General features: G+C 58.2%; 19 protein-coding genes and 3 pseudogenes. 9 read left to right on the forward strand and 13 right to left on the reverse strand.

Translation table 11 applies throughout. The annotated features are described in order from the left end of the window. A complete protein-coding gene (hmgA, locus tag BLQ41_RS30290; protein ID WP_090188276.1) occupies positions 1–1,305 on the reverse strand; it encodes a homogentisate 1,2-dioxygenase in 1,305 nt (434 codons plus the stop codon). Positions 1,306–1,470: 165 nt separating this feature from the next. Here hmgA and BLQ41_RS30295 point away from each other — a divergent pair, with 165 nt between their 5' ends. Continuing rightward, entirely contained in the window at positions 1,471–2,277 is an 807-nt protein-coding gene (locus BLQ41_RS30295) for an IclR family transcriptional regulator (protein WP_090188279.1), read from the forward strand. A 9-nt stretch (positions 2,278–2,286) separates the two neighbouring features. Here BLQ41_RS30295 and BLQ41_RS30300 read toward each other — a convergent pair whose 3' ends face one another. The 10 genes from BLQ41_RS30300 to BLQ41_RS30345 form a co-directional block, all read right to left on the reverse strand. Continuing rightward, on the reverse strand, positions 2,287–2,976 hold the full coding sequence (locus BLQ41_RS30300; RefSeq protein WP_157695055.1) for a hypothetical protein: 690 nt from the start codon (positions 2,974–2,976) through the stop codon (positions 2,287–2,289). Further along, positions 2,921–4,696, reverse strand: coding sequence for a dermonecrotic toxin domain-containing protein (locus tag BLQ41_RS30305; RefSeq protein WP_090188285.1), 1,776 nt, complete (start codon positions 4,694–4,696; stop codon positions 2,921–2,923). The genes BLQ41_RS30300 and BLQ41_RS30305 overlap by 56 nt, the downstream gene beginning before the upstream one ends. Positions 4,697–4,894: 198 nt before the next feature. After that, positions 4,895–7,450, reverse strand: coding sequence for a LuxR C-terminal-related transcriptional regulator (locus tag BLQ41_RS30310; protein WP_090188288.1), 2,556 nt, complete (start codon positions 7,448–7,450; stop codon positions 4,895–4,897). Positions 7,451–7,590: 140 nt separating this feature from the next. Beyond that, the gene (locus tag BLQ41_RS30315; RefSeq protein WP_090188291.1) at positions 7,591–8,958 is read right to left on the reverse strand and encodes a DUF1329 domain-containing protein; all 1,368 of its coding nucleotides are present in this window, start codon (positions 8,956–8,958) and stop codon (positions 7,591–7,593) included. A 23-nt stretch (positions 8,959–8,981) separates the two neighbouring features. Continuing rightward, positions 8,982–10,775, reverse strand: a complete 1,794-nt coding sequence (locus tag BLQ41_RS30320; RefSeq protein ID WP_090188294.1) for a DUF1302 domain-containing protein — start codon at positions 10,773–10,775, stop codon at positions 8,982–8,984. A gap of 572 nt (positions 10,776–11,347) precedes the next feature. Further along, positions 11,348–12,259 carry an SDR family oxidoreductase gene (locus BLQ41_RS30325; RefSeq protein WP_090188297.1) on the reverse strand — a complete coding sequence of 304 codons (912 nt, stop codon included), beginning with the start codon at positions 12,257–12,259 and terminating at the stop codon, positions 11,348–11,350. A gap of 110 nt (positions 12,260–12,369) precedes the next feature. Then, complete coding sequence (locus tag BLQ41_RS30330) at positions 12,370–13,272, reverse strand: alpha/beta fold hydrolase (protein WP_090188300.1); 903 nt, start codon at positions 13,270–13,272, stop codon at positions 12,370–12,372. After that, entirely contained in the window at positions 13,272–14,054 is a 783-nt protein-coding gene (locus BLQ41_RS30335; protein WP_090175389.1) for a class II aldolase/adducin family protein, read from the reverse strand. Before BLQ41_RS30335 ends, BLQ41_RS30330 begins: the two co-directional genes overlap by 1 nt. Positions 14,055–14,186: 132 nt before the next feature. Further along, positions 14,187–14,873 (reverse strand): LrgB family protein, encoded by a 687-nt coding sequence (locus BLQ41_RS30340; RefSeq protein ID WP_090175391.1) that lies wholly within the window; start codon positions 14,871–14,873, stop codon positions 14,187–14,189. After that, positions 14,863–15,249, reverse strand: a complete 387-nt coding sequence (locus BLQ41_RS30345; RefSeq protein WP_090175393.1) for a CidA/LrgA family protein — start codon at positions 15,247–15,249, stop codon at positions 14,863–14,865. Before BLQ41_RS30345 ends, BLQ41_RS30340 begins: the two co-directional genes overlap by 11 nt. Positions 15,250–15,352: 103 nt before the next feature. Between BLQ41_RS30345 and BLQ41_RS30350 the strand changes: the two genes are divergently transcribed. After that, the gene (locus BLQ41_RS30350; RefSeq protein WP_090175398.1) at positions 15,353–16,249 is read left to right on the forward strand and encodes a LysR family transcriptional regulator; all 897 of its coding nucleotides are present in this window, start codon (positions 15,353–15,355) and stop codon (positions 16,247–16,249) included. Here the strand turns inward: BLQ41_RS30350 and BLQ41_RS30355 are convergent. Further along, a complete protein-coding gene (locus BLQ41_RS30355; RefSeq protein ID WP_090175399.1) occupies positions 16,230–16,685 on the reverse strand; it encodes a flavodoxin in 456 nt (151 codons plus the stop codon). The two genes, BLQ41_RS30350 and BLQ41_RS30355, sit on opposite strands and share 20 nt — an antisense overlap. Before the next feature lie 100 nt (positions 16,686–16,785). On the opposite strand from BLQ41_RS30355, the pseudogene BLQ41_RS30360 reads away from it, so the two are divergent. After that, positions 16,786–17,263, forward strand: a pseudogene (locus BLQ41_RS30360) (PAS domain-containing protein). Positions 17,264–17,317: 54 nt separating this feature from the next. After that, positions 17,318–17,923 carry a hypothetical protein gene (locus tag BLQ41_RS30365; protein WP_090175400.1) on the forward strand — a complete coding sequence of 202 codons (606 nt, stop codon included), beginning with the start codon at positions 17,318–17,320 and terminating at the stop codon, positions 17,921–17,923. Positions 17,924–17,926: 3 nt separating this feature from the next. Here BLQ41_RS30365 and BLQ41_RS30370 read toward each other — a convergent pair whose 3' ends face one another. Further along, entirely contained in the window at positions 17,927–18,886 is a 960-nt protein-coding gene (locus BLQ41_RS30370; RefSeq protein WP_090175402.1) for a MerR family transcriptional regulator, read from the reverse strand. Between the two features lie 210 nt (positions 18,887–19,096). Between BLQ41_RS30370 and BLQ41_RS30375 the strand changes: the two are divergent. From BLQ41_RS30375 to BLQ41_RS30390, 5 genes and pseudogenes are all read left to right on the forward strand, one after another. Next, positions 19,097–19,720: pseudogene (locus BLQ41_RS30375) on the forward strand (antibiotic biosynthesis monooxygenase). Between the two features lie 154 nt (positions 19,721–19,874). Beyond that, positions 19,875–20,159, forward strand: a complete 285-nt coding sequence (locus tag BLQ41_RS31530) for a Rossmann-fold NAD(P)-binding domain-containing protein (RefSeq protein ID WP_408003488.1) — start codon at positions 19,875–19,877, stop codon at positions 20,157–20,159. Next, a complete protein-coding gene (locus BLQ41_RS31535) occupies positions 20,138–20,458 on the forward strand; it encodes an SDR family oxidoreductase (RefSeq protein ID WP_408003489.1) in 321 nt (106 codons plus the stop codon). The genes BLQ41_RS31530 and BLQ41_RS31535 overlap by 22 nt, the downstream gene beginning before the upstream one ends. 21 nt (positions 20,459–20,479) lie before the next feature. Then, positions 20,480–21,052, forward strand: a pseudogene (folE, locus tag BLQ41_RS30385) (GTP cyclohydrolase I FolE). Positions 21,053–21,054: 2 nt separating this feature from the next. After that, a partial coding sequence (locus BLQ41_RS30390; protein ID WP_157695060.1) for a FolB domain-containing protein occupies positions 21,055–21,285 on the forward strand: 231 nt, incomplete at its 3' end.

The raw sequence follows: 21,285 nt of genomic DNA on the forward strand, positions 1-21,285 counted from the left end.
TTATCTCCGGGTCGGGTCGAAAGTGGCGGGCAGCGTGGCCCAGCAAGCATCGTAGTTGGGTTGCAGTTGCGGGCACTCAAGGGCGAACCGGCTCGGGCGCAGTACCTGGCTGGTCTCGAACATGAAGGCCATGGTGTTGTCGATTTTCGTCGGTGCGAGCTCAGCGTTGATCGCTTTGGTGCAGGTCTCACCATCCGGGCCGTGAGCGCTCATGCAGCTGTGCAACGACGCGCCGCCGGGCACGAAACCTTCGGCCTTGGCGTCGTACTCGCCCTTGATCAGGCCCATGAATTCGTTCATCAGGTTGCGGTGGAACCAGGGTGGACGGAAGGTTTTCTCGGCGACCATCCAGCGCGGCGGGAAGATCACGAAGTCCAGATTGGCCAGGCCGTGGACACTGGTCGGCGACGTCAGAACGGTGAAAATCGACGGGTCCGGATGATCGAAACTGACCGTGCCGATGGTGTTGAAACGGCGCAGGTCATATTTGTACGGCACGTTATTGCCGTGCCAGGCGACCACGTTCAGCGGTGAATGATCGAGCTCGCAGCCCCACAACTGGCCGAGGAATTTCTGCACCAGGGTGGTCGGTTGCTTGAGGTTTTCGTAATGCGCGACCGGCGTCAGGAAGTCCCGCGCATTGGCCAGACCGTTGCTGCCGATTGGCCCCAGGTCTGGCAGGCGCAGCGGCGCGCCGTGGTTTTCGGCGATGTAACCGCGTGCCTGCGGGTCGAGCAGTTCGACGCGGAATTTCAATCCGCGCGGCAGCACGGCGATTTCCAGCGGCTCCAGTTCCAGCACGCCCAGTTCGGTGGCGATGCGCAGGCGTCCAAGCTCAGGCACCAGCAGTAGTTCGCCATCGGCATTGAAAAACACGCGCTCCATGGAGCGGTTGGCGCGGTAGCTGTAGATGCTGATCCCGGCCGGTTTGTCCGCGCCCGAGTTGGCGGCCATGCTCACCAGCCCATCGATGAAATCGGTCGGCTCGCTCGGGATGTCCAACGGATTCCAGCGCAGGCGATTGGGGGTCACTTCACCCAGCGGGCCGCCGGCCAGTTGCCGATCCAGTTTGACGAACGCCGGGTGATTGGCCGACGGCTGAATGCGGTACATCCAAGTGCGCCGCGCTTCGCTGCGAGCCATGGTGAACGCGGTGCCGGAGAACAGCTCGGTGTAGAGGCCATAAGGGGCTTTTTGCGGGGAGTTCTGGCCGACGGGCAATGCGCCGGGCAACGCTTCACTGCTGAATTCGTTGCCGAAGCCTGACTGATAAGCCAGCGCTGGCGTCGTTGAATCGAGGTTCATGGAGCCTCCTGAACAGGGAGTAGGCATGGCCTGTTACTCCGATCAAGAGAGTCTAGGCACGCCAGGGTTATTTTTATCGTAATTCGATTACGCTTAACGTAATTTGATTGGTATTGACCGTCAAGCTATAAAGACGCCCATTCGTCCCGGGATCAGACCGCCTTCATGGAAACGCCGCGCAACAACGATAAACAGAAAGTCCGCTCGGCCGAGGTCGGCACCGACATCCTCAAGGCGCTGGCCGAGTTGTCACCTTCGACCTCGTTGTCGCGTCTGGCCGAACACGTGCAGATGCCGGCAAGCAAAGTTCATCGTTACTTGCAGGCCTTGATTGCCAGCGGTTTTGCCGAGCAGAACACGGCCACCAACCATTACGGACTCGGTCGTGAAGCACTGCGCGTAGGCCTTGCCGCACTCAACAGTATGGACGTGCTGAAAGTCGGCGCCCTGCCCCTGGCCGAGTTGCGCGATGAACTGAATGAAACCTGTTTTTTGGCGGTGTGGGGCAATCAGGGTGCGACCGTGGTGCACATCGAACCGGCCGTACGCGCGGTGACGGTGGTGACGCAACTGGGCTCGGTGCTGCCGTTGCTCAGCTCGTCCACTGGCCTGGTGTTTGGCGCGTATCTACCGAAGCGCGAAACCGTGGACCTGCGCGATCAGGAACTGCAAAACGCCACTGACCACATCTTGGCGGACGATCAGGCCTATGCGGCCTTGTGCGAACAGATCCGCGAGCGCGGCCTGCATCATGTGCATGGTTTGCTCATGCCGGGGGTGGACGCCTTGTCTGCACCGGTGTTCAACGCGGTAGGGAATGTCGCGGCGGTCATGACCATTGTCGGCCCGACCTCGTTATTTCACGCCGACGAAAACGGCCCGGCGGCGCAGCGATTGCTGGCGGCGACGCGGGCCGTGAGTTGGCGGATGGGTCATGAGCCCGTCCGTGCAGCGAATCCGATCAACGATTGATCAGCAGGGTTAACGGACGATGGTTTTGCTGCCCCGTGCCTGGGTGTCAGCCAATACATCCTGAACAATTTGCAGCAGTACCTTGTGCGGAACCTCTTGCCCAATGGCTGCCGAAACCAGACCTGCAACTGTCTTTGCATCACCCGCGAGGTCGATCAGCGTTTTTTGCGCGGCGGTAATTGCGCCCTTGCCCAGCTCCTTGTATTTGCCATAGCCCAACGAGGCCAGATCAATCAATGCGTCCTTGAAATGGGTGATGGCTTTGTTTTTGTCCCCATCGTGATAGGCCTGCGCACCTTCAAGAATGTTTTTGGTGATTTGTATCCCGGCGACCGCGAGCCCTAGAGGAGGAATAACCAGGCTGATGACCTGTGCGGCAGTGATGACAGCGTTGTACGTCAAGCCCGCAATGATCTCGGCCAGACTGGTCGTCTGCGCGTCCACATCCCTGATGACGCGCCAGACCATGGCGTCGTAAGACCTGACAAAGTCTCGGACCCGACTGTTGTGCTCCAATGCAGGCGGAGGCAGGCTACGCGTCGAGGCCTCAAGTCCATCAAAGTAATTACTGACCGCGAGGCGATCGGTGAAGTGAACACGCGTGGAGTAGTACTCCCTCAATCCTTTGATACGAACCGACGCATCAAAATGACTGAACGGGCGAAACCATAAACCGTCTGGAGCTTGCGGCGTATACAACCAATCCTCGTTTTTGCCCGCGGCCACGAGCCGGAATACATAGACCCCCTCCACCGGGCGAAGCCGACCAAGAGAGCTGGTAAACACTGTTTTCCATCGCGGGGTAATCGCCCAGCGGATCACGAGTCTGCGCACGCTCCAGTGAACTGATCAAATTTAAAAGACCATTGAGTTGCGCGTAGGTCATTCGCTGTTGAAAGTATTCTGACAGCGCAGCCCGATTCATTTCCGCCAGCTGACGCTGTTGATGGACACCGCGCCTGAACGCATAACTCAACTCGGAAGCGTCCAGATAAACCGAGCGCAGCATATCGATATATTGCTCACCTGGACGTAATACCTTGGACCACGATGACAACTCGTATATGTCCAGTTTCTTGAATTCAGGTTGTCCCGCCGCCAGGCTGAATCTTGGGTAGTACGAAGGTTTCGCATCGCCTTCATTCTTGGCGTCGAAAACACGCTCATTGACAATTACGGAAGTGAGTGACAATTGTTCCGAAGGACTTAACTCGATAATGATTAAATCCGGATCAACTGAGACATGTTCCCCTCGAGATTTCAGCACCTGCTCGACTTGGTACTTAATCAAGTCATACGCAAACTGATGATACGAGATCAACGTATGATCCCGCGCCTCAACGGTATACAACGCCTTGAGTTCGGTATTGAGTCGAGCAAACTGCTCGCGCCAGAAGACAGGCGCATTCCGATAATTTGCCGAAGCCAATTCATTGGCTTCAATTTTGTCTCGACGAATTCTTTCAGACACCACACCAAACAAAGGCTGCCCCGCCTTTGGCTCGATAAATTCACGCAGTTTTACATCGTCGTTTTTCCAGAAGCGTTTATTCACCGCGAGTTCACGAAAAAACAAGTGAGCCGAATCCCGATAACGGCTATCAACTTGATCATCAATGAAATCCGAAGACTTGCTGGCCCAGTCACCGACTGAGTTACCCATCTCGACGACACTGTTAAAACTGTGCCAGACCTTCTCATCCGGCGCACCAGGTGCATACAGGATGTTGCGCCCCTGCGGATTCCCTCTATCGCTGATGACAAACAGATCTTTCATTGCCGCTCCCGTGCCCGGCAACACCACACCACGGACAAACAAGGCCGGATCACCCGCCAGGTATCGCAGCACCAAGCGGTCGTCCAGACGTTCGTGAGCTCGCTCGACACTCGCGCAAAAAAGAGTGAATTCTATCTGCCTGGCCAAATGCTCTTGCATCGCTTCATTGATCGCCCCGGTTGCATCGGTCGTCATCATCGCGGCGAAGTCAGAACGAATGTCGACCGACGAAAGCCATTGTTGAAGACCCGTGCTGGTAAGTCCCGGGAAAACCGGACCTGCAAAACTCAATTCCTGGAGCGTCGAAATTTGCAAACCAAAGATCGCAAACTCGGTCAGCGATCTTTTATCTTCCTGAATGATCTCCTTGCCAGCAACGCGGAGCGTATGTCGGGACGTCACGATAATCTGGTCGGGCTCACACTCGACACCTGCGACTCTGCGTGCCCATGAACGGGCACGGTTCAGTGCATAAGCCTTTAGAGAAGCGCGTGGGCCCAACGCTTCATTCAGACTCTTTTCACTTTCAACCAACGCTGCTTCAAGCCCCAGAAAATGCTGAACGTTTTGCGCGGAAAAACTCTGACGCCAGTAATCCAGTCGCCTATCTCGCTTACTAGGCACGCTGTTATTAAAACTCACGAAATCATCCTTGTTGATAACATCAATGGCACTATGCCAATTGCTCTACCAACAAACACTAATGCTCATTTTCCAAGATAAAAACATCAAACTTTTTTCCGCATATTAAACAGGCCTCACCGCACAACCCAACTACACCCAACACACGTTTAATCGCAATAAAAAAACAAAAGCGCCGTAACAAACCAACACCCGACTTTAATCCAGCAAACCCAGTCGCTTGGCCTTTGCAACGGCCTGAGTTCTGCGCTCGACACCTAACTTTCCATGGATACGCCGAGAATGAGTTTTGACTGTATGTAACGAAATAAACAGTTGCTCTGCAATCTGCTGATTGGAATTACCCATCGCAATCAACTTGAGCACTTCAACTTCACGCTGACTGAGCGGGTTTACTTCACTAGCGAGTACTGTGTTTTCAAGACAGATGCCGGAAACGCCCAACGTTGATAGAAGATCGGGCTGACGCAGTTGCAACTCGCAGAACGCCTGTCGGAGGCCGCAACGATCAACCAGGGTCAAGCCCCTTTGCAAAGACTCTCTGGCCATAACGCAATCACCGCTCAGCCATGCAACTTCAGCCCCGGCGAACAGCAATTCGACTTCCAGCGCCAACATGGCCGACCGTTGCGACTGTTCGAGCAGCGGGGCGAGTTGACTCATCGGGTCCTTGGACTGGTGAAGATAAACCTGCGCCAATACCAGCAAGTATTCATTCCGTGCAATCAACATTAATGTTGCCGGCGGAGCCTGTCGCGCCAACGGACTACGGTAGTGGCGCAGCACCCGGCTAAGCGCTTCATGGGCCAGTTCGGGGCGCCCCTGCTGTAGCCAGAGTTGACTGCTGACCTGCAACAACGCACCGCGATAAACGGTGTCGGGAATCTGCCGTTGCTGCATCAAGCGTTCGGCATCGCGCAGATGAACAAACGCTTGAGCATAGTCACGCTTATTGGCTGCTAACTGCGCCAATCCAAGGAAGCCATAAAGCACCCGTTTGTCATGGTTGCGCAGGCAGATCTGTAGCCCTGCTTCGAAATACTCGGCAGCCACGGCATCCAGGCCCTGAGTCAAACTCAACCGGCCACGATGCAAGGCAATCCGCCCCAGCAAAGGCTCAGCTTTTCGATGCTGCCGGGTGAGCAGGCCATGGATGTTGGCGAGCAAACTTTCGGCACGTTGTGGGGCTCCGCGTTGCTCCAGCAATTGCGCGTGATCGAGTTCCAGCAGCCCTTCGAACACCAGCGAGCCTTGTGCTCGCGCCAGGCACAACGCATCGCGGTTGATGGCCTGCGCGACATCAAGCTCACCCCGCAGCAAGGCCTGTTGCGTCAAACCCGACAGGCACATCAAGCGCACGGGCCATAGGTCAGGACCGAGCACGCTCAGTGCATCGACAAAGTGCGCTCGCGCGCCCTCCATGTGCCCCTGCAAATGCAGTAGCCAGCCTTGCTGGGCCTGCCAGCGCGCAATCAATTGCCGCTGAAGGAATGCCGACGGCTGAGGAGTGAATCGAGACAGATGCTCGATGCAATCAGCGGCTTGCCCGAATCGACCGGCAAACAACAAGGCAGCGGTGATCAGCCCGACCAGTTGCGATGACCCGAGCATCAGCTCTTCGCCCTGTTGTTCATGTAAATGCAACAGCAGCACGACCGTCTGTTCCTCGAACAAGTGCTCGAAATTGAAATGCTGCAACAGACTGACCGCGACCTCGAACTCTTCAGCCAGCAAGGCATGTTCGAAGGCCGCTTTCCAATCGAGTTCGGCCGCAAACCACTGGCAGGCACGACGATGCCATGAGCGCCCTGCCGGCCATTGTTCAGCGCGCATCAATTGCGTGAGCGGTGGGAATATCTGCAACCAGTCATCCGTTTCCCTCCAGGGCTCGATAAAACACCCCAACTCTTGCAACGTTTTCAAAAACTGCGCACCTTCACCCGCCCCAAACAGGTGATCGCACAGGCGTGCATTGAATCGCGGAAAATGCGCGAGCACCCGCCAGACTTCCGCCAGTTCCGGGGTCAGGCTGGTGAACAGTTCGTGTTCGAGGTAATCGAGTAACGTGTCCGGTCTACTGTGCTGCGGATCGCTGCGCGACCAATCGCATTTTTGCAGCAGCGCAACACGGACACCGGCGCACCAGCCGCCACTGCGCTGGATGATTTTGCTGGCAGCGGTGCTGGCATCGACCGGTGACAGGTGACGCAACAGCGAGGCGATTTCCGTTTGATTGAACGCCAGCGTGGCGCGCTCGCATTCGTACAACTCGTCATCAAGCAGCAATCGTGGCCAGTTGCATTGCGGGCGCCGTCGGCCACCCAGCCACCAGGTCAGCATCGGGCTGCTGGCGGCCAGCATGCGGTCCAACAGGTGATCGAGTTCCGGATTCGGAACGCGGCAATAGTCATCGACAAACAGCCAGGTCGGCGCCTGCAATCGAGCCAGCGCACCGAGCACGTCCGACTCCTGCGCAGACGCCAGCCCCAATGTCTGCGCCAGACGCTGGCAAAAATCCGCGGGACTCAATGCCACGCCTGACAGCGGCAGCCAACACACCCGACAATGTGGTGGTGCCTGTAGCAGGCAGTCGGTGAGCAGCGCCGTCTTGCCGCTGCCGGCGGGCGCGCACAGTAATTTCACCCGCGCCGCCGAAGCCAGCAAAGGCTGGGTCAATCGATCACGCGACAGGTGATGCGAAGACAGACGGGGCAGAAATCCAGGACGGTCCAGACACGGGGTCATGGCGGTCATTGCGGCGTGCCTATTTATAATTGTCCGACAACCCTAGCCCTCTGAAGCCCACTTGTTGAGAAGTATTCAGGGCGCGGATTGGCAGCCATAAAAAAGGCGACCCATGGGTCACCTTTTGCATTGCCAGTGAATCAAGTCCTTTACCGGACGCCCTCCGCCCGCAGTGCCGATGGCGTGTAATCGGCAGACTTGGCCTCAAAGCCGAACTCGAAACTGTGTTTCTCTTCGTTCTTCATCCCCAGCGCAATGTAGCGACCGGCGATGATGTCGTAGAGCGCTTCAAGCGTGTAGGCCTGAGTTTGGTGATCGTAGTAATACTGGGCGTGACCTTCGGCCACTCGCCACAGTTGGCCACGACCGTCGTAATGGTCAGCCAGCGCGACTTGCCAGCTGTCTTCGTCGAGGTACATGTGGCGCTTGGCGTAGATGTGGCGCTCGCTCGGCTTCACTGTGCCGATCACCTCCCAGACGCGGTGCAGTTCGTAGCGGGTCAGGTCCTGGTTGATGTGGCCGGCCTTGACGATGTCGTCGTACTTGAGGCTCGGCGAATCGAGTTTGTAACTGTTGTACGGGATGTACATTTCCTTCTTGCCGACCAGTTTCCAGTCGTAGCGATCCGGTGCTCCGGAGAACATGTCGAAGTTATCGGAGGTGCGCAGACCATCAGCGGCGGTGCCCGGCCCGTCGTAGGCCACTTGCGGCGCGCGACGCACACGACGTTGTCCGGCATTGTAGATCCAGGCCAGGCGTGGCTCTTTCACCTGATCGAGGGTTTCGTGCACCAGCAGCACGTTACCGGCCAGACGCGCCGGCGCGGTCACCGACTGCTTGAAGAAGGTCAGCACGTTGGCGGCCTTCTCCGGGTCCAGGTCTTTCATCAGTTGCGGTACGGCGATCTCTTCTTCGAAGCGGATCGGCGTGTAGCTGCCGTTGGTCTGCGGCGTCACCTGAGTGATGATGCGGCGCAGGTTGCCGCCGTGATAACGGGTGATGTGGTTCCACAACACTTCCACGCCATTCTTCGGGATTGGAAACGCGTAGTAGCGGTTACCGGTGAAGTTGGCCAGGCCGTTACCGTCGTTGATGCTGTTCACGTTCAGCGCACTGCGTTTGGCCGATTCGTAAATTTCCGGCGGTACGGCCACGGTGCGGTGAGTCGGGTAGACCGGGATCTTGTAGGTTTCCGGGTAGCGCTTGAACATCGCAACCTGGCCTTCCGAGAGTTCGTCCTTGTACTTGTCGACGTTGGCGGGAGTGATCACGAACAGCGGTTTTTCGCTGGCGAAAGGGTCAGCCAGGAAGCCTTTGCTGTCGACCGCGCCCGCGTTTTTCGGGATACCACCGGTCCACGCCGGGATCGAGCCGTCAGCGTTACCGGCCTTCTCGGCGCCCAGCGGGGTGAGCGTGGTGCCGAGTTTGTTCGCTTCTTCCGGCGATACCGCCGCCATCACGTTGGCAGCCAGCAGGCTCAAGGCCAGGGCGCCGCATTGCAGAATCATCTTGCGCATTGAATTCATCCTTCTCAGCCAAATCAGAAGTTCACGCCGAAGCTCAGTGCCAGGAAGTCACGGTCTTCCAGGGTGTTGTAGTTACCGCCAAAGAAATCGGTGTAACTCAGGCTCGCGGTATAGGTGTTGCGGTAGTCGGCATCGACGCCGACGCTGACCGCCTTGGCGCCTTCGTTGAACAGTCCGTTGGGGCCATAGCCCGCGACGTCATGGGACCAGGACAGGTTGGGTTTGAGGTTGACGCCGGCAAAGACGTCGGCATAGTCGAGAATCGCCCGGGCGCGGTAACCCCAGGAGGTCGAGGTGACGAAACCGTCGGTATCGCCGCCAAAACCGTATTGGCCGTAGACCGAGTCGCGGCCGTAACGCAGACGGCTACACGGTTCCAGACCACCGACGTGAACCACCGCCGCTTCGCCCACCAGCGTCAAGCGCTGAGCGCCCAACACCTGATCGAAGAACTGTGTGAGGGTGCTCTGGACCTGGGTGATTTCCTTGCGGCGATAGCCTTTGTTGTCAGCGCCAGGCGTGGTGGCAATCGGTGACGCGGCGCCGCCGGCAATCGGGTTGACCATGGCCAGGGTCAGGTCGTTGGTGTTGACCTGCACCGGAGCATTCGGGCGATAACTGATCTCGCCGCTCCACGCGGTGCCGGTCGGCAAGGTGGTGGAGAAACTCGCGCCGTAGAGACGAATGTCTTCCGGGTATTCGAGGTAGTACTGACCGCGGCCGAGCATCACGCTTTGCGCCAGCCCCGAACCGCTGCCCGGCGCCAGACGGTTGGCCACACTCACCATGCCCGGCAGGCTGGCCAGCGTCGACAGGCTGGCAGTGGTGGTGCCGACCGTCGGTGTGCGGCTGTGGTAGTTCATGAAGTACAGGCCGTACTCGGTGTCATCACCGAGCCAGCGCAACGCCGTGCCCCACTGCCCGGAATCCCGCGCATCGCGGTCGCCGCCACGGGGAACGACCACGCCTTCGCGGGTTACCTGGATCGGTTGACCGAAGGCCGATGCCAAAGGCGCCAACGGGGCAATCGCCGGACTGCCGACCGTGTAGTTGTTGTTGCAACCGTCCGCCACCACGTCGTTGCCGAAGAAGGTGCCGCAGTTGTCGACGACGGTCTGGTCCCATTCCAGTTGATAGAAACCTTCCACCGAGAGCTGATCGGTCAGGCCTTGGGAGGCGAACAGCATGTTGACCGGAATCAGCCCTTCCTTGATCTCGGCACCTGGCCGACGGAACGCGGAGACGTCGATCGGGTTGATGCTGTTGATCGAGTTGCCGATGAAGGTACTTTCACCCCAACTGACCACCTGCTTGCCCGCGCGCACGGTGCCCGGCAAATCGGCGATGGAATAGTTGTGATAAACGAAGGCATCGAGAAGCTCCGCCCCGGAAGACTTGGCGCCTTCCTTGCGGCCACTGTCACTGATCGGCTTGAACTCGCGGTCTTCGTCCTTGAGCTCGAAGTCGTACCAGTACTTGCCGCGGACGAACACGCCGGTATCGCCATATTTCAGTTCGAGGTCATGCAGGCCCTTGAAGATCTTGGAGAAGGTTTCGCCCTTCTTGAAGTTCAGCCGGCCGTCGTCACCGGTCGAAGACTGACCGGTCCCGCCGTTGACAGTGCCCACCAACGACTTATCAGCATCGCGCATGCCCCAACTCGCGCCGACGGACAGCGAGGAGTCAAACGACCCCTCGATTTCGCCAATGTTGAATGAAACAGCCTGCGCCTGGGCACAGCAACCCAAGGCAACCGCAGCGGCCAGCGCTTGCGGCGTGAAGATGGCGCGCATTGTTGTTTTTGTCATGCGTCTTCCCCGGTGAGTGACAGAAGGCCCCACCCTACTGCCGCACGTTGGGAGCGATAAGCGCACCAAGGAGGTATTCGCGGTGTACCTCTTAAGTATGAATGCCCAGATGGGACGCGGGTTTGCGCCGGGTATGGATGGGCTGGATGGAGGGTTATCAGCCAGATGCATGAACGGATCGGACGCTGATCTGTAGTCACTACCAAAGGCTGCTACAAAGAAGGGGGGAAAGTTTGGACTGTTGCTCAGGCTGCAACACTGCATGTCGCGAATCGCTATTTTTCCTTAGGGCTCAACGGCTTATTCTTGCCGGGCTTTGAAGGTGAACCGCCAGAAAGCACGCAGCGATGACGTGTGATCAATCCACATCATCGCTGACAGAATCCAGATGAATCGATGCTTATCGATTGATCGCCCTGAGTACACTGACGTTGATTTGTAGCTCCTTGATTCAACGTCTTGCTTTGGCCGCTGCGTTTGCAGCGGCCTTTTTTATGGGCGATGGTTTTGTGGCGAGGGGAACAATCCGGGGCATGGCAGGGCTCTGAAAATCCCTGCGCAACACATCAACGTCAAATCGAATACTTCTGCAAATTCGCCATCATTTCCTTCAGCGCCTCGATGTTGTCCTTCGGATGCGCTGCGCCTTCGAAATCACAAATCTGCTGCCAATGCGCCGCCACATCCTCCGGCGAGAACCCCTCCCGCGGATCAAACCCGGCGCCCAGGCTACGCTCCCAACGCACTTTGCCCATCCAGCCGCCGCCGACTTCAAACAGCCCGGAAGTCTCCTGGCAGGTTTCGCTGGCCAAGTACACCACCAACGGGCTCACCAGTTCTGGCTTGAGTTGCTCGAACACTTGCGGCGGAATCAGGCCTTCGGTCATGCGGGTGCCGCCGGTTGGGGCGATGGCATTGACCAGGATGTTGTTCTTGCGGCCTTCGATGGCGAGTGTGCGGGTCAGGCCGTAGAGGCCGAGTTTGGCCATGCCGTAGTTGGATTGGCCGAAGTTGCCATAGATGCCCGAGGTCGAGGCGGTAAAGATCACGCGGCCATAGTTTTGCTCGCGCATGTGCGGCCAGGCGGCGCGGGTGACTTTGTAGGCACCTTCGACGTGGACGCGGTAAACCAGGTCCCAATCGGCGTCATCCATTTTGTGGAAGGTCTTGTCGCGCAGGATCCCGGCGTTGTTGACCACCACATCGATGCGGCCGAAGGCATCGAGGGCGTGCTGGACGATCTTGTCGCCGTCGGTGACGGAGTCGTGGTTGGCCTCGGCGATACCGCCGGCCTCGCGAATTTCTGCCACGACGCGGTCTGCCGCCGAAGCGTTGGCGCCTTCACCTTGCGCCGAGCCGCCCAGATCGTTGACCAGCACTCTGGCGCCCTGTTTGGCGAACAGCAGCGCGTGCGCACGGCCCAGGCCGCCGCCTGCACCGGTGACGATCACGACTTTATCTTCGAAGCGCACAGACTCATTCATGGGGAAACTCCAGCAGGCCAAGGACAATAAGCCCGAGTGTCAGGCACGGCGCTGCGGCTCACAATGAACAAGGGTGGGGCTGAATGGTGCTCGATAAGGCTGGGGGATAATCAGGAACAGGCCACTTTGAGCGGTGGTGAAACCAGCCGATCACGAAACTCGAGGTAATGTTTGAGTACCAGGGCCGGGGCCTCCGATTGCGGGTAATGACCGATGTCGGGCAACAGGACCGTGTCCGGGTCCGGGATCAGTTCCCGATAGCGCTTGACCATGTGCGCACCGGAAATGGGATCGACCTCACCGTCAATCACTCGCAACGGCACTTCACCACGCTGCATGGCGCCGACCCAGCGCTCGCGCTGGACACGCCGCTCGGGAATGTAGGCGATGAGTTTGTGCATGATTCGTGGGCCGTGATTGCTGTCGATCAAGCTCCAGAAATCATCCATCTCACTTTCGCTGGGGTGTGTTTTCGAGCCGAATATCTGCCGGAAACTCTTTACCAGCCCGTCGCGGGTAAAGGCTCGCCCGATCATCCAGCCCAAGGGGCTGAGCAAGAGTTTTTGCATCAGCACCGGACGATGGGTTTCAGGAAACAGGCCACCGTTGAGGAACACACAACTGGCGATATCCACGCGGGTCTCGTAATGCCGCGCCAACAACTCCTGGGCCACGCTGTCGCCATAATCATGGGCCAACAGGTGCACCGGCCGTTCGACATTCAAGTGTGCGAGCAAGGCCTGCTGCAGATCGGCCTGCTCCAGCAAGCTGTATTCATGGTTGGCCGGTTTGGCGGAATCGCCAAAGCCAAGCATGTCGCAGGCAATCACTCGATAGCGCTGCGCCAGCGGCTGCCACAGGTAATGCCAGTCCCAACTGGCTGTCGGGAAGCCATGAATGAGCAACAGCGGCTCACCCTGCCCCGCTGTCCAGTAACGAATGGTCTGGCCACGAAATACAAACGTCTGGCCGCGTTTACGCCAGACACACAGGGGGATCTCGGCGAGTTGCATTAGAGTTTATAACCCGGGTCTTGTTGATCGAGTTTGCGCAGCAGCGCAGGCCAGGCCAGCGCGCCACCCATTCCTTGAGCACTTTTAGTAACGCCGGCGATCATCGCCTTGGCGCCCGCCAGAATCTGCGGTTCGATGGCAATCAGTTCAGCGCCACCACCCTGCGCCATGACCTGGATATCGCAGGCGCGCTGGAAGGTGAACATCATCAGGAACGTATCGGCGATGGTGCCGCCACAGGTCAGCAGACCGTGGTTATGCAACATCAGGAAGTTGTTTTGGCCAAGGTCGGCTTGCAGGCGCGCCTTCTCTTCGTGGTTCAGCGCAACGCCTTCGTACGCGTGGTACGCCAGGCTGGACAGCACAAACAACGACTGCTGACTGATCGGCAGAATGCCCTGTTTTTGCGCCGATACCGCGACGCCCGACGCCGTGTGGGTGTGCAGTACACAGACCACATCGTGACGCACTTCATGCACGGCGCTGTGAATGGTGTAACCGGCCGGGTTGATTTCGTAAGGGCTGTCCATCAGCTTGTTGCCGGCCTGATCGACCTTGACCAGGCTTGAGGCGGTGATCTCGTGAAACATCAACCCGAACGGGTTGATCAGGAAATCTTCGGTGCCCGGCACCTTGGCCGAGATGTGCGTAAAGATCAGATCATCCCAGCCATGCGCGGCAACCAGACGGTAGCAGGCAGCCAGGTCGACGCGGGTCTGCCACTCGGCGGCACTGACCTGGTTTTTGACATTGTGGGGTGATTGGACGGGGGCAACATTCACGGCAAGGACCTCCTGTTCTTATTGTTTTACTGTCGTCTCAGCAGTCTAGTCAGCCCCGGGATTTCGTGTAGTTGCATTGGCAGCCAGCTTGATGGCCCAACGAGTCAGTTCAGGCCAAGACCTGGATCCATGTCAAAGGATTGCCGCCAGTAATGGTGCGCAAAACAAATTCAGCAGGCCCGTCAGCACCATGACAAGTCCCGCCACCGAACCTTCTTCACCGCCGACTTCATGGGCCCGGCTGACACCGGCACCGTGCGCGCCAACGCCAAACAGCGCGCCCCGTGCCAAGGCGCTGCGCAGCGGCAGCCACTTGAGCAGTATGCCGCCGAGCATCGCCCCGAATACGCCGGTGAACATCACGAACACCGCCGTCAGTTCCGGAACACCGCCGAGCTCATGAGCCAGGGGCATGGCAAACGGCGTGGTGATTGAGCGTGGCACCAGTGACAGGGTCACGGAACTGTCCAGCGCCAGCGCCTTGGCCAGACCGAATGAAGTGCCGATGGACGCCGCACTGCCCGCCAGCATGCCAAGCAGCAACGCCGACCAATGCCGCATCAGCATTTGCCGCTGTTGCCAGATCGGCACGGCAAACGCGACAGTCACCGGGCCCAGCACCCACATCAGCCAATGGGTGTCGCTCGAATATTCGGAATAGGCGGTATGCAGCGGTACCGCGAGCGCCATCAGCAGCGCCGGAACCAGAATCAGCGGCGATAACAGATAACGCCCGGTGCGTCGATAGATCCAGCGACTGAACACATAAGCCAGCAGCGTGAAGGCCAGCCAGAACATCGGCATCAGCTCAAGCTTCATGGGGCCTCCTCAAACGCACTACCGCTTCCACGGTAAACGCCGTCACGAGCATCACCATCAGCGTACTCATGCCGATCACCAGCAGAATCCGCCAGCCGTCATTGCGCATCAGGCCGCCATAATCGAGAAGGCTCATCAGCGCTGGAATAAAGAACAACAGCATCTCGGCCATCAACAAACCTGCACCCATTTGCAACATCGCCGGTTTGACCCCGCCTATGGCGAAGGCCAGCAGCAACAATGCCATGCCAATGACGCCGCCCGGGATCGGCCAGGAAAACCATGCGCTGATTGCGCAGCCGAGCAGATAAATGCCAAGCAGCACGGCCAATTCAGTCACCAGTCGAGCCAGTTTTTTCAGGGTTGATGCATGCATGATGTCGGTCCTCTCAAGGGCTCATTTTACGGAGCATACCCCCATCACCAAAACGAATTGTTAGACTCGATACCATTCCAATCTGGAATCAGGAATCAGGCCCATGGAATTCAAACAGCTACGCAGCTTCGTCGAAGTGATGCATCAAGGGGGGTTCACTCAAGCCGCCAAAACCCTGCACCTCAGCCAATCCGCGGTGAGCAAGCAAGTCGCGCAACTGGAACAGAGCCTGGGCACCCCGCTGCTCGAGCGCCTGGGATCGCAGTTGCGCCTGACCGCCGCTGGCAGCGTGGTCCTGCAACGGGCTGAAGGCATGCTTCGGCTGCGCAACGAGTTGCTCAGCGAACTGGATGACTTAAGCCAACTGGCACGTGGGGAACTGCGTCTGGGGCTGCCGCTACTGGGCAGCGATGCGCTGTTTGCCGAGTTGTTTGCCGAGTACCGGCGTCGCTATCCGAACATCAGCATTCAGTTGCTTGAGGGCGGCAGCCTGAACATCGAACAGGCGGTACTGAGCGGTGAGCTGGAGCTCGGCGGCAGTCTTTTGCCCAAGGATCCGCAGTTTGCCTTTCAACCCTTCTGCGATGAACCGCTGGACGCATTGCTACCGGCCGATCATCCGCTAGCGACAAAGACCGTGATCGGATTGGAGGAATTGGCCGACACCCCGTTTCTGCTGTATCAGCGCAGCTTCGTGCTCAACGACCGATTGCTCCAGGCCTGCCATCAACTGGGATTTACCCCCAAGGAAGGCGGGCGCAGCGGTCAGGCGGATTTTTTGGCGGCATTGGTGGCCGCAGGTCAAGGCGTGGTGTTGTTGCCCAGCGTGGTGGCGCGCGGGCTGGTGCGGCCAGGCGTGGTGCGCCTGACCTTGAAGGCCCCGAGCTATTTGCGCTGGGACATCGCCTTTATCTGGCGTGAGGGTGCGTACTTGTCCAAAGCCGCGCAAGCCTGGCTCGCCCTGTTGCGCGAGCGGCCAGTCAGCTCCGCAGCGCGCTGACGAACTCAGCCAGCCAAGGTTCGGCGTCGGTTTCCGGGGTGACGCTTTCACTGGCGTCCAGACGCAGCATGGGCAGCACTTCGCGCACGCCAAGTTCACTGAACAATTCACGCATCTGCTCGCCGCCACCGCAGAAGGTATCGCCATAACTCGCATCGCCCAGGCCGATGACTGCGCCGGGCAAACCGCGCCAGGCGGCAGGCAACTGGTCACGGATCGTTGAATACAAGGGTTGCAGGTTGTCCGGCAACTCGCCCATGCCGGTGGTTGAGGTCACCGCCAAAAACGCTTGCGGGCCGAAAGCCTGGACTTCGGCGATCGTCGCGCGCGGGTTGTGCCAGGTCTCAAAACCCGCGGCATTCAAAATAGCCGCGGCGTGGCGGGCAACTTCTTCAGCCGTGCCGTACACCGAGCCGGAAATGATGGCAACTTTCATCAATCGATCCTGAAGCAGAGTAAAAACACAGATATTAACAGCACAGGCTCGTTTGATCTTTTAGAATGCAAATCCATATCAATACGGAAAGGATTCTCCGATGATCAACGCTCAACTGCTGCAAATGGTGATCAACGCTTCCAATGACGGCATCGTGATTGCCGAAAAAGAGGGCGACCAGGACACCATCCTGATTTACGTGAATCCTGCATTCGAACGCCTCACGGGTTACACGAGCGAAGAAATCCTCTACCAGGATTGCCGCTTTCTGCAGTCAGGTGACCGGGATCAAGACGCCTTGGCGACGATTCGCGAGGCAGTGAGCAGCGGCGGATCCTGCCGGGAGATTCTGAGGAACTACCGCAAGGACGGCACGCCGTTCTGGAACGAACTGTCCCTTTCTACAATGAAAAATCCGAGCGACGGACAGACTTACTTTGTCGGCGTACAGAAAGATGTCACCGTTCAGGTCAAGGCACAGCAGCGAGTTACGCAATTGGAAGCGCAAGTGGCGCAGTTGCAGGCCGAACTAGCCGCGTTAAAAAGCGACGAACGGTAAAAACAAAACGGCGAATTAAGTGTCATTAACTACAATCACCGATGAATTTGTATCTTTTTCTTTCGAGCAAGCCATGCATCGCGACGCACTCCTGACCCAGGATGAGCTGGATTTTATCCAGACCATGCAACACAACCCGCAGCTCAATGTGCGGGATGCGACGTCGAGCCTGCTCGTTAACGGTGGTTCGCAAATCCGTGATTTGCTCACGCGCCTCGCGGCACATGAGCAGGTCACCATCCAGGCCAACTTCGAAAACCAGCAAATGACCTTTCCGCTGCACCTGGTGGAAGACGAGTTTCATGCGCTGCATTTACGCCTGGGGGTGCCGAGTATTTACGAAGACGGGCCGATGATCCGTCCGTGGCGCCTGACGCTCGAAGAGCCGGTTGCGCTTGAGAATGCCAAGGGCCAACCCGGTACGATGTGGGTGCACGAAATATCGTTCAAAGGGGTGTTGCTGGAGGTCCGTAACAAGACCAAACCGCCCAAGCACTTTGCGTTGTGGTTCAGCCCTTCAGGCTATGAACGCATTGCGTTGCGCGGCACCTTCGAGCGTGAAACAGAACAAGGGTTTTACGCCTACGAACTAAGCCAGACCGACAAGGACGAGACCGAGCGCCTGCGCCAGTACATCCTTCAACAGCATCGTCTGACACACCCTGCGCTGCACATCTGAAACTCAGGTATCCAGGTTTCCTGCCAGGAACTGTTTCATGCGCTGGCGCATCACCGTCCCCTCATTACCCAGACATCCGATCGACGATCCGGCCAGGCTTTCCTGTGCCAGGTCCGACGCGTCGCCAGCCAGCAATAGCTGACAGTCCAGACTCATAGCCAGCCGATTCAAACGTCGAGGCAACTCGGCTGCCGGCGCATGATTGGACACCAGCACCAGTGCCTTGGGCTTGATCCGCTGGCAAACCAGGGCCAACTCGTCGAATGGCTGGCCGATAGCCAACAACTGAATCGCCGAATCGACGCTGCACAGGTACAGGGCCGTGATCAGTATTTCCAGCTCACGGGCTTGATCGGCCAAGGCACAGACGATGATCTGTCGCGGTTGCATGACACGCACCAACAGCAATCGTTGCAACACCCTGGAGCGCAGAAAACCGTCGAGAAAAAGCCATTCACTGGCTTGCCCGAACGTTTCATGGCGTTGAAGCAAATGTTTCCAGACCACCAGCAAAATGTCCTGGAATACGACCGTCAGGGGATAGCTGGAAAAAATCTGCCCATAGACGTGCTCCAGTTGCACCTCGTCAAAGGCCGTGACCGCCGCCTGGACTTGCTGCTGCCACTGGATGTAGTCGGCCTGAACAAGATCCTTGGGGATTAGATGCGACAAGACCTGAAGAGGCTCGCTCTTGGCCAGTATCTTGCCGACCTTGCTGACGGCGACGCCGCGATCGATCCAGTCCAGGATGCTGCGAACTTTCTCGATATCGGCCATCGAGTACAGCCGATGCCCGCTTTCGGTGCGCGTGGGCTGGATCAACCCGTACCGTCGCTCCCAAGCGCGCAACGTGACCGGGTTTATCCCCGTCAGGCGCGCCACCTCACGAATAGGAAAGAGATCCTCCCGCTGAAGGGAAAGATCCGCCTGTGAGGCAGAGCCAACGTCAGTCAGTACAGGCATTGATAGTCGACGTCCGCGTTAAAATTGGATCCCATTCTAACTCTCCTGCCCTGTCACTATTCAACTCATTAATAAACGACGAATGTCATTGGTGTCATCCACACAATCAGGAATAATCCTTGCTTGTCTCAAGACGCAGCCCATCACCCCGGCGCTGCGCCTGGCGAAACTCCTATCCGGAGGGCCGCGATCGTTATACGGAGATACACAATGTCTACTTCCCCCGTCACCTTGATGGTTGCACGCCGCGTCGCCGATGGACGTTATCAGGACCTGATGGTCTGGTTGCGCGAAGGCGAACAACTGGCGACTGACTTTCCCGGTTACCTCGGCTCTGGCGTGCTCGCTCCGCCACCCGACGATAACGAATTCCAGATCATTTTCCGCTTTGCCAACGAGCACACCCTGCACGCCTGGGGCATTCTGCTTCGCGCACGGCATGGCTGGCACGTGGCAGCGATTTGTTTGCGCACCCTAAAGAGCATCGCGTCAGCGGCATCGAAGGCTGGTTCGGCGCAGTCGGCCAACGCCCCGCCTCGCTGGAAACAGGCGGTGGCGATCTGGCTGGCGTTTTTCCCGGTGTCATTGCTGTTCAACTTTGTGCTGGGGCCATTGCTTGGCGAACTGAGCCTGCTGCCTCGGGTGCTCATCAGCACCTTGTGCCTTACGCCACTGATGGTCTACTTCTTTATTCCACTGTCGACCCGACTGCTGGCCAACTGGCTGAACAGCACACCGGCACGTCCACTGCCGGCCAAGTTGCCGCCACTCAAAACCCCTGACCGCCCGCTCCTGCAAAGGCACGTAGGTGTACGACTCCCGTCGCTGGTATAGTTTTGCTCTCACCGCGACGCGAGCCGTTCATGACCTCTTCCGCAGCTCCGATCCTCATCACCGGTGCCGGCCAGCGTATCGGCCTGCACTGCGCACAGCGGTTGCTCGAAGATGGCCATCCGGTGATCTTCAGCTACCGAGCGAACGCCCCGGCGTGCAGGCATTACGCGACCTGGGCGCGATCGCGGTGTTTGCCGACTTCTCCAGCACCGCGGGAATCCTCGCGTTCATCAGCGAACTGAAAACCCACACCGACGTCCTTCGCGCGATCGTTCATAACGCTTCCGAATGGCTGGCTGAAACCCCTGACACCGATGCCGAAGCATTTACCCGCATGTTCAGCGTGCACATGCTGGCGCCTTACCTGATCAATCTGCACTGTGCTGACTTGCTTCAAGCTCAAGCCCGGCCGACATCGTGCACATCAGCGATGACGTGACCCGCAAGGGCAGCAGCAAACATATCGGCTACTGCGCCAGCAAAGCCGGGCTCGATAGCCTGACCTTGTCCTTCGCCGCGAATACGCGCCGGACAATCAAGGTCAACGGCATTGCGCCGGCCCTGCTAATGTTCAATCCCGACGATGACGCGGCCGTACCGCGCCAAGGCGCTGGCCAAATCCGCGCTGGGCATCAGCCCGGCGGCGACGTGATCTACCAGAGCCTGCGATATTTGCTCGACAACCCTTATGTCACCGGCACGACCCTGACCGTCAACGGCGGGCGGCACATCAAATAAGCGGCCCCGCGAGGATGTTCCATGACGTTATCCCTGCACCAGAATGCCCTGTCCCAGAGCTATCGCGAGATCCTCATCGGCCTCGGTGAAACCCCGACCGCGAAGGACTGCAAGACACCCCGACTCGCGCGGCCAAGGCCATGCAGTACCTCTGCCATGGCTATGAGCAAAGTGTCGAAGAGATCGTCAACGGCGCGTTGTTCGCGTCCGACAACGATGAAATGATCATCGTCGACAACATCGAGCTGTACTCACTCTGCGAACATCATATGTTGCCCTTCATCGGCAAGGCGCATGTGCTTATATTCCGACCGGCAAGGTGCTGGGCCTGTCGAAGATTGCGCGGTTGGTGGACATGTTCGCCCGTCGCTGCAAATCCAGGAAAACCTCACCCGGCAAATCGCCGATGCAGTGCAGCAAGTGACCGGCGCGGCAGGTGTCGCGGTGGTCATCGAAGCCAAGCACATGTGCATGATGATGCGCGGCGTCGAGAAGCAGAATTCGACCATGAACACCTCGGTGATGCTCGGCGCCTTCCGCGAGTCGAGCAACACCCGCCAGGAGTTCCTGCAATTGATTGGACGGAGCAAGTAGCAATGCCACAACTTCAACCAGGAACGGCACGCATCCGGGTCAAGGACCTGTGCCTGCGGACCTTCATCGGCATCAACGAAGACGAAATCCTCAACAAGCAGGATGTGCTGATCAACCTGACCATTCTGTACGCCGCTCAGGAAGCGGTGCGTGACAACGACATCGATCACGCGCTCAATTACCGGACCATCACCAAGGCGATCATCGCCCATGTGGAGGGCAATCGCTTCGCG

Origin of the sequence: Pseudomonas arsenicoxydans, assembly GCF_900103875.1 — a bacterium.
GTDB classification, from domain to species: Bacteria; Pseudomonadota; Gammaproteobacteria; order Pseudomonadales; family Pseudomonadaceae; genus Aquipseudomonas; species Aquipseudomonas arsenicoxydans.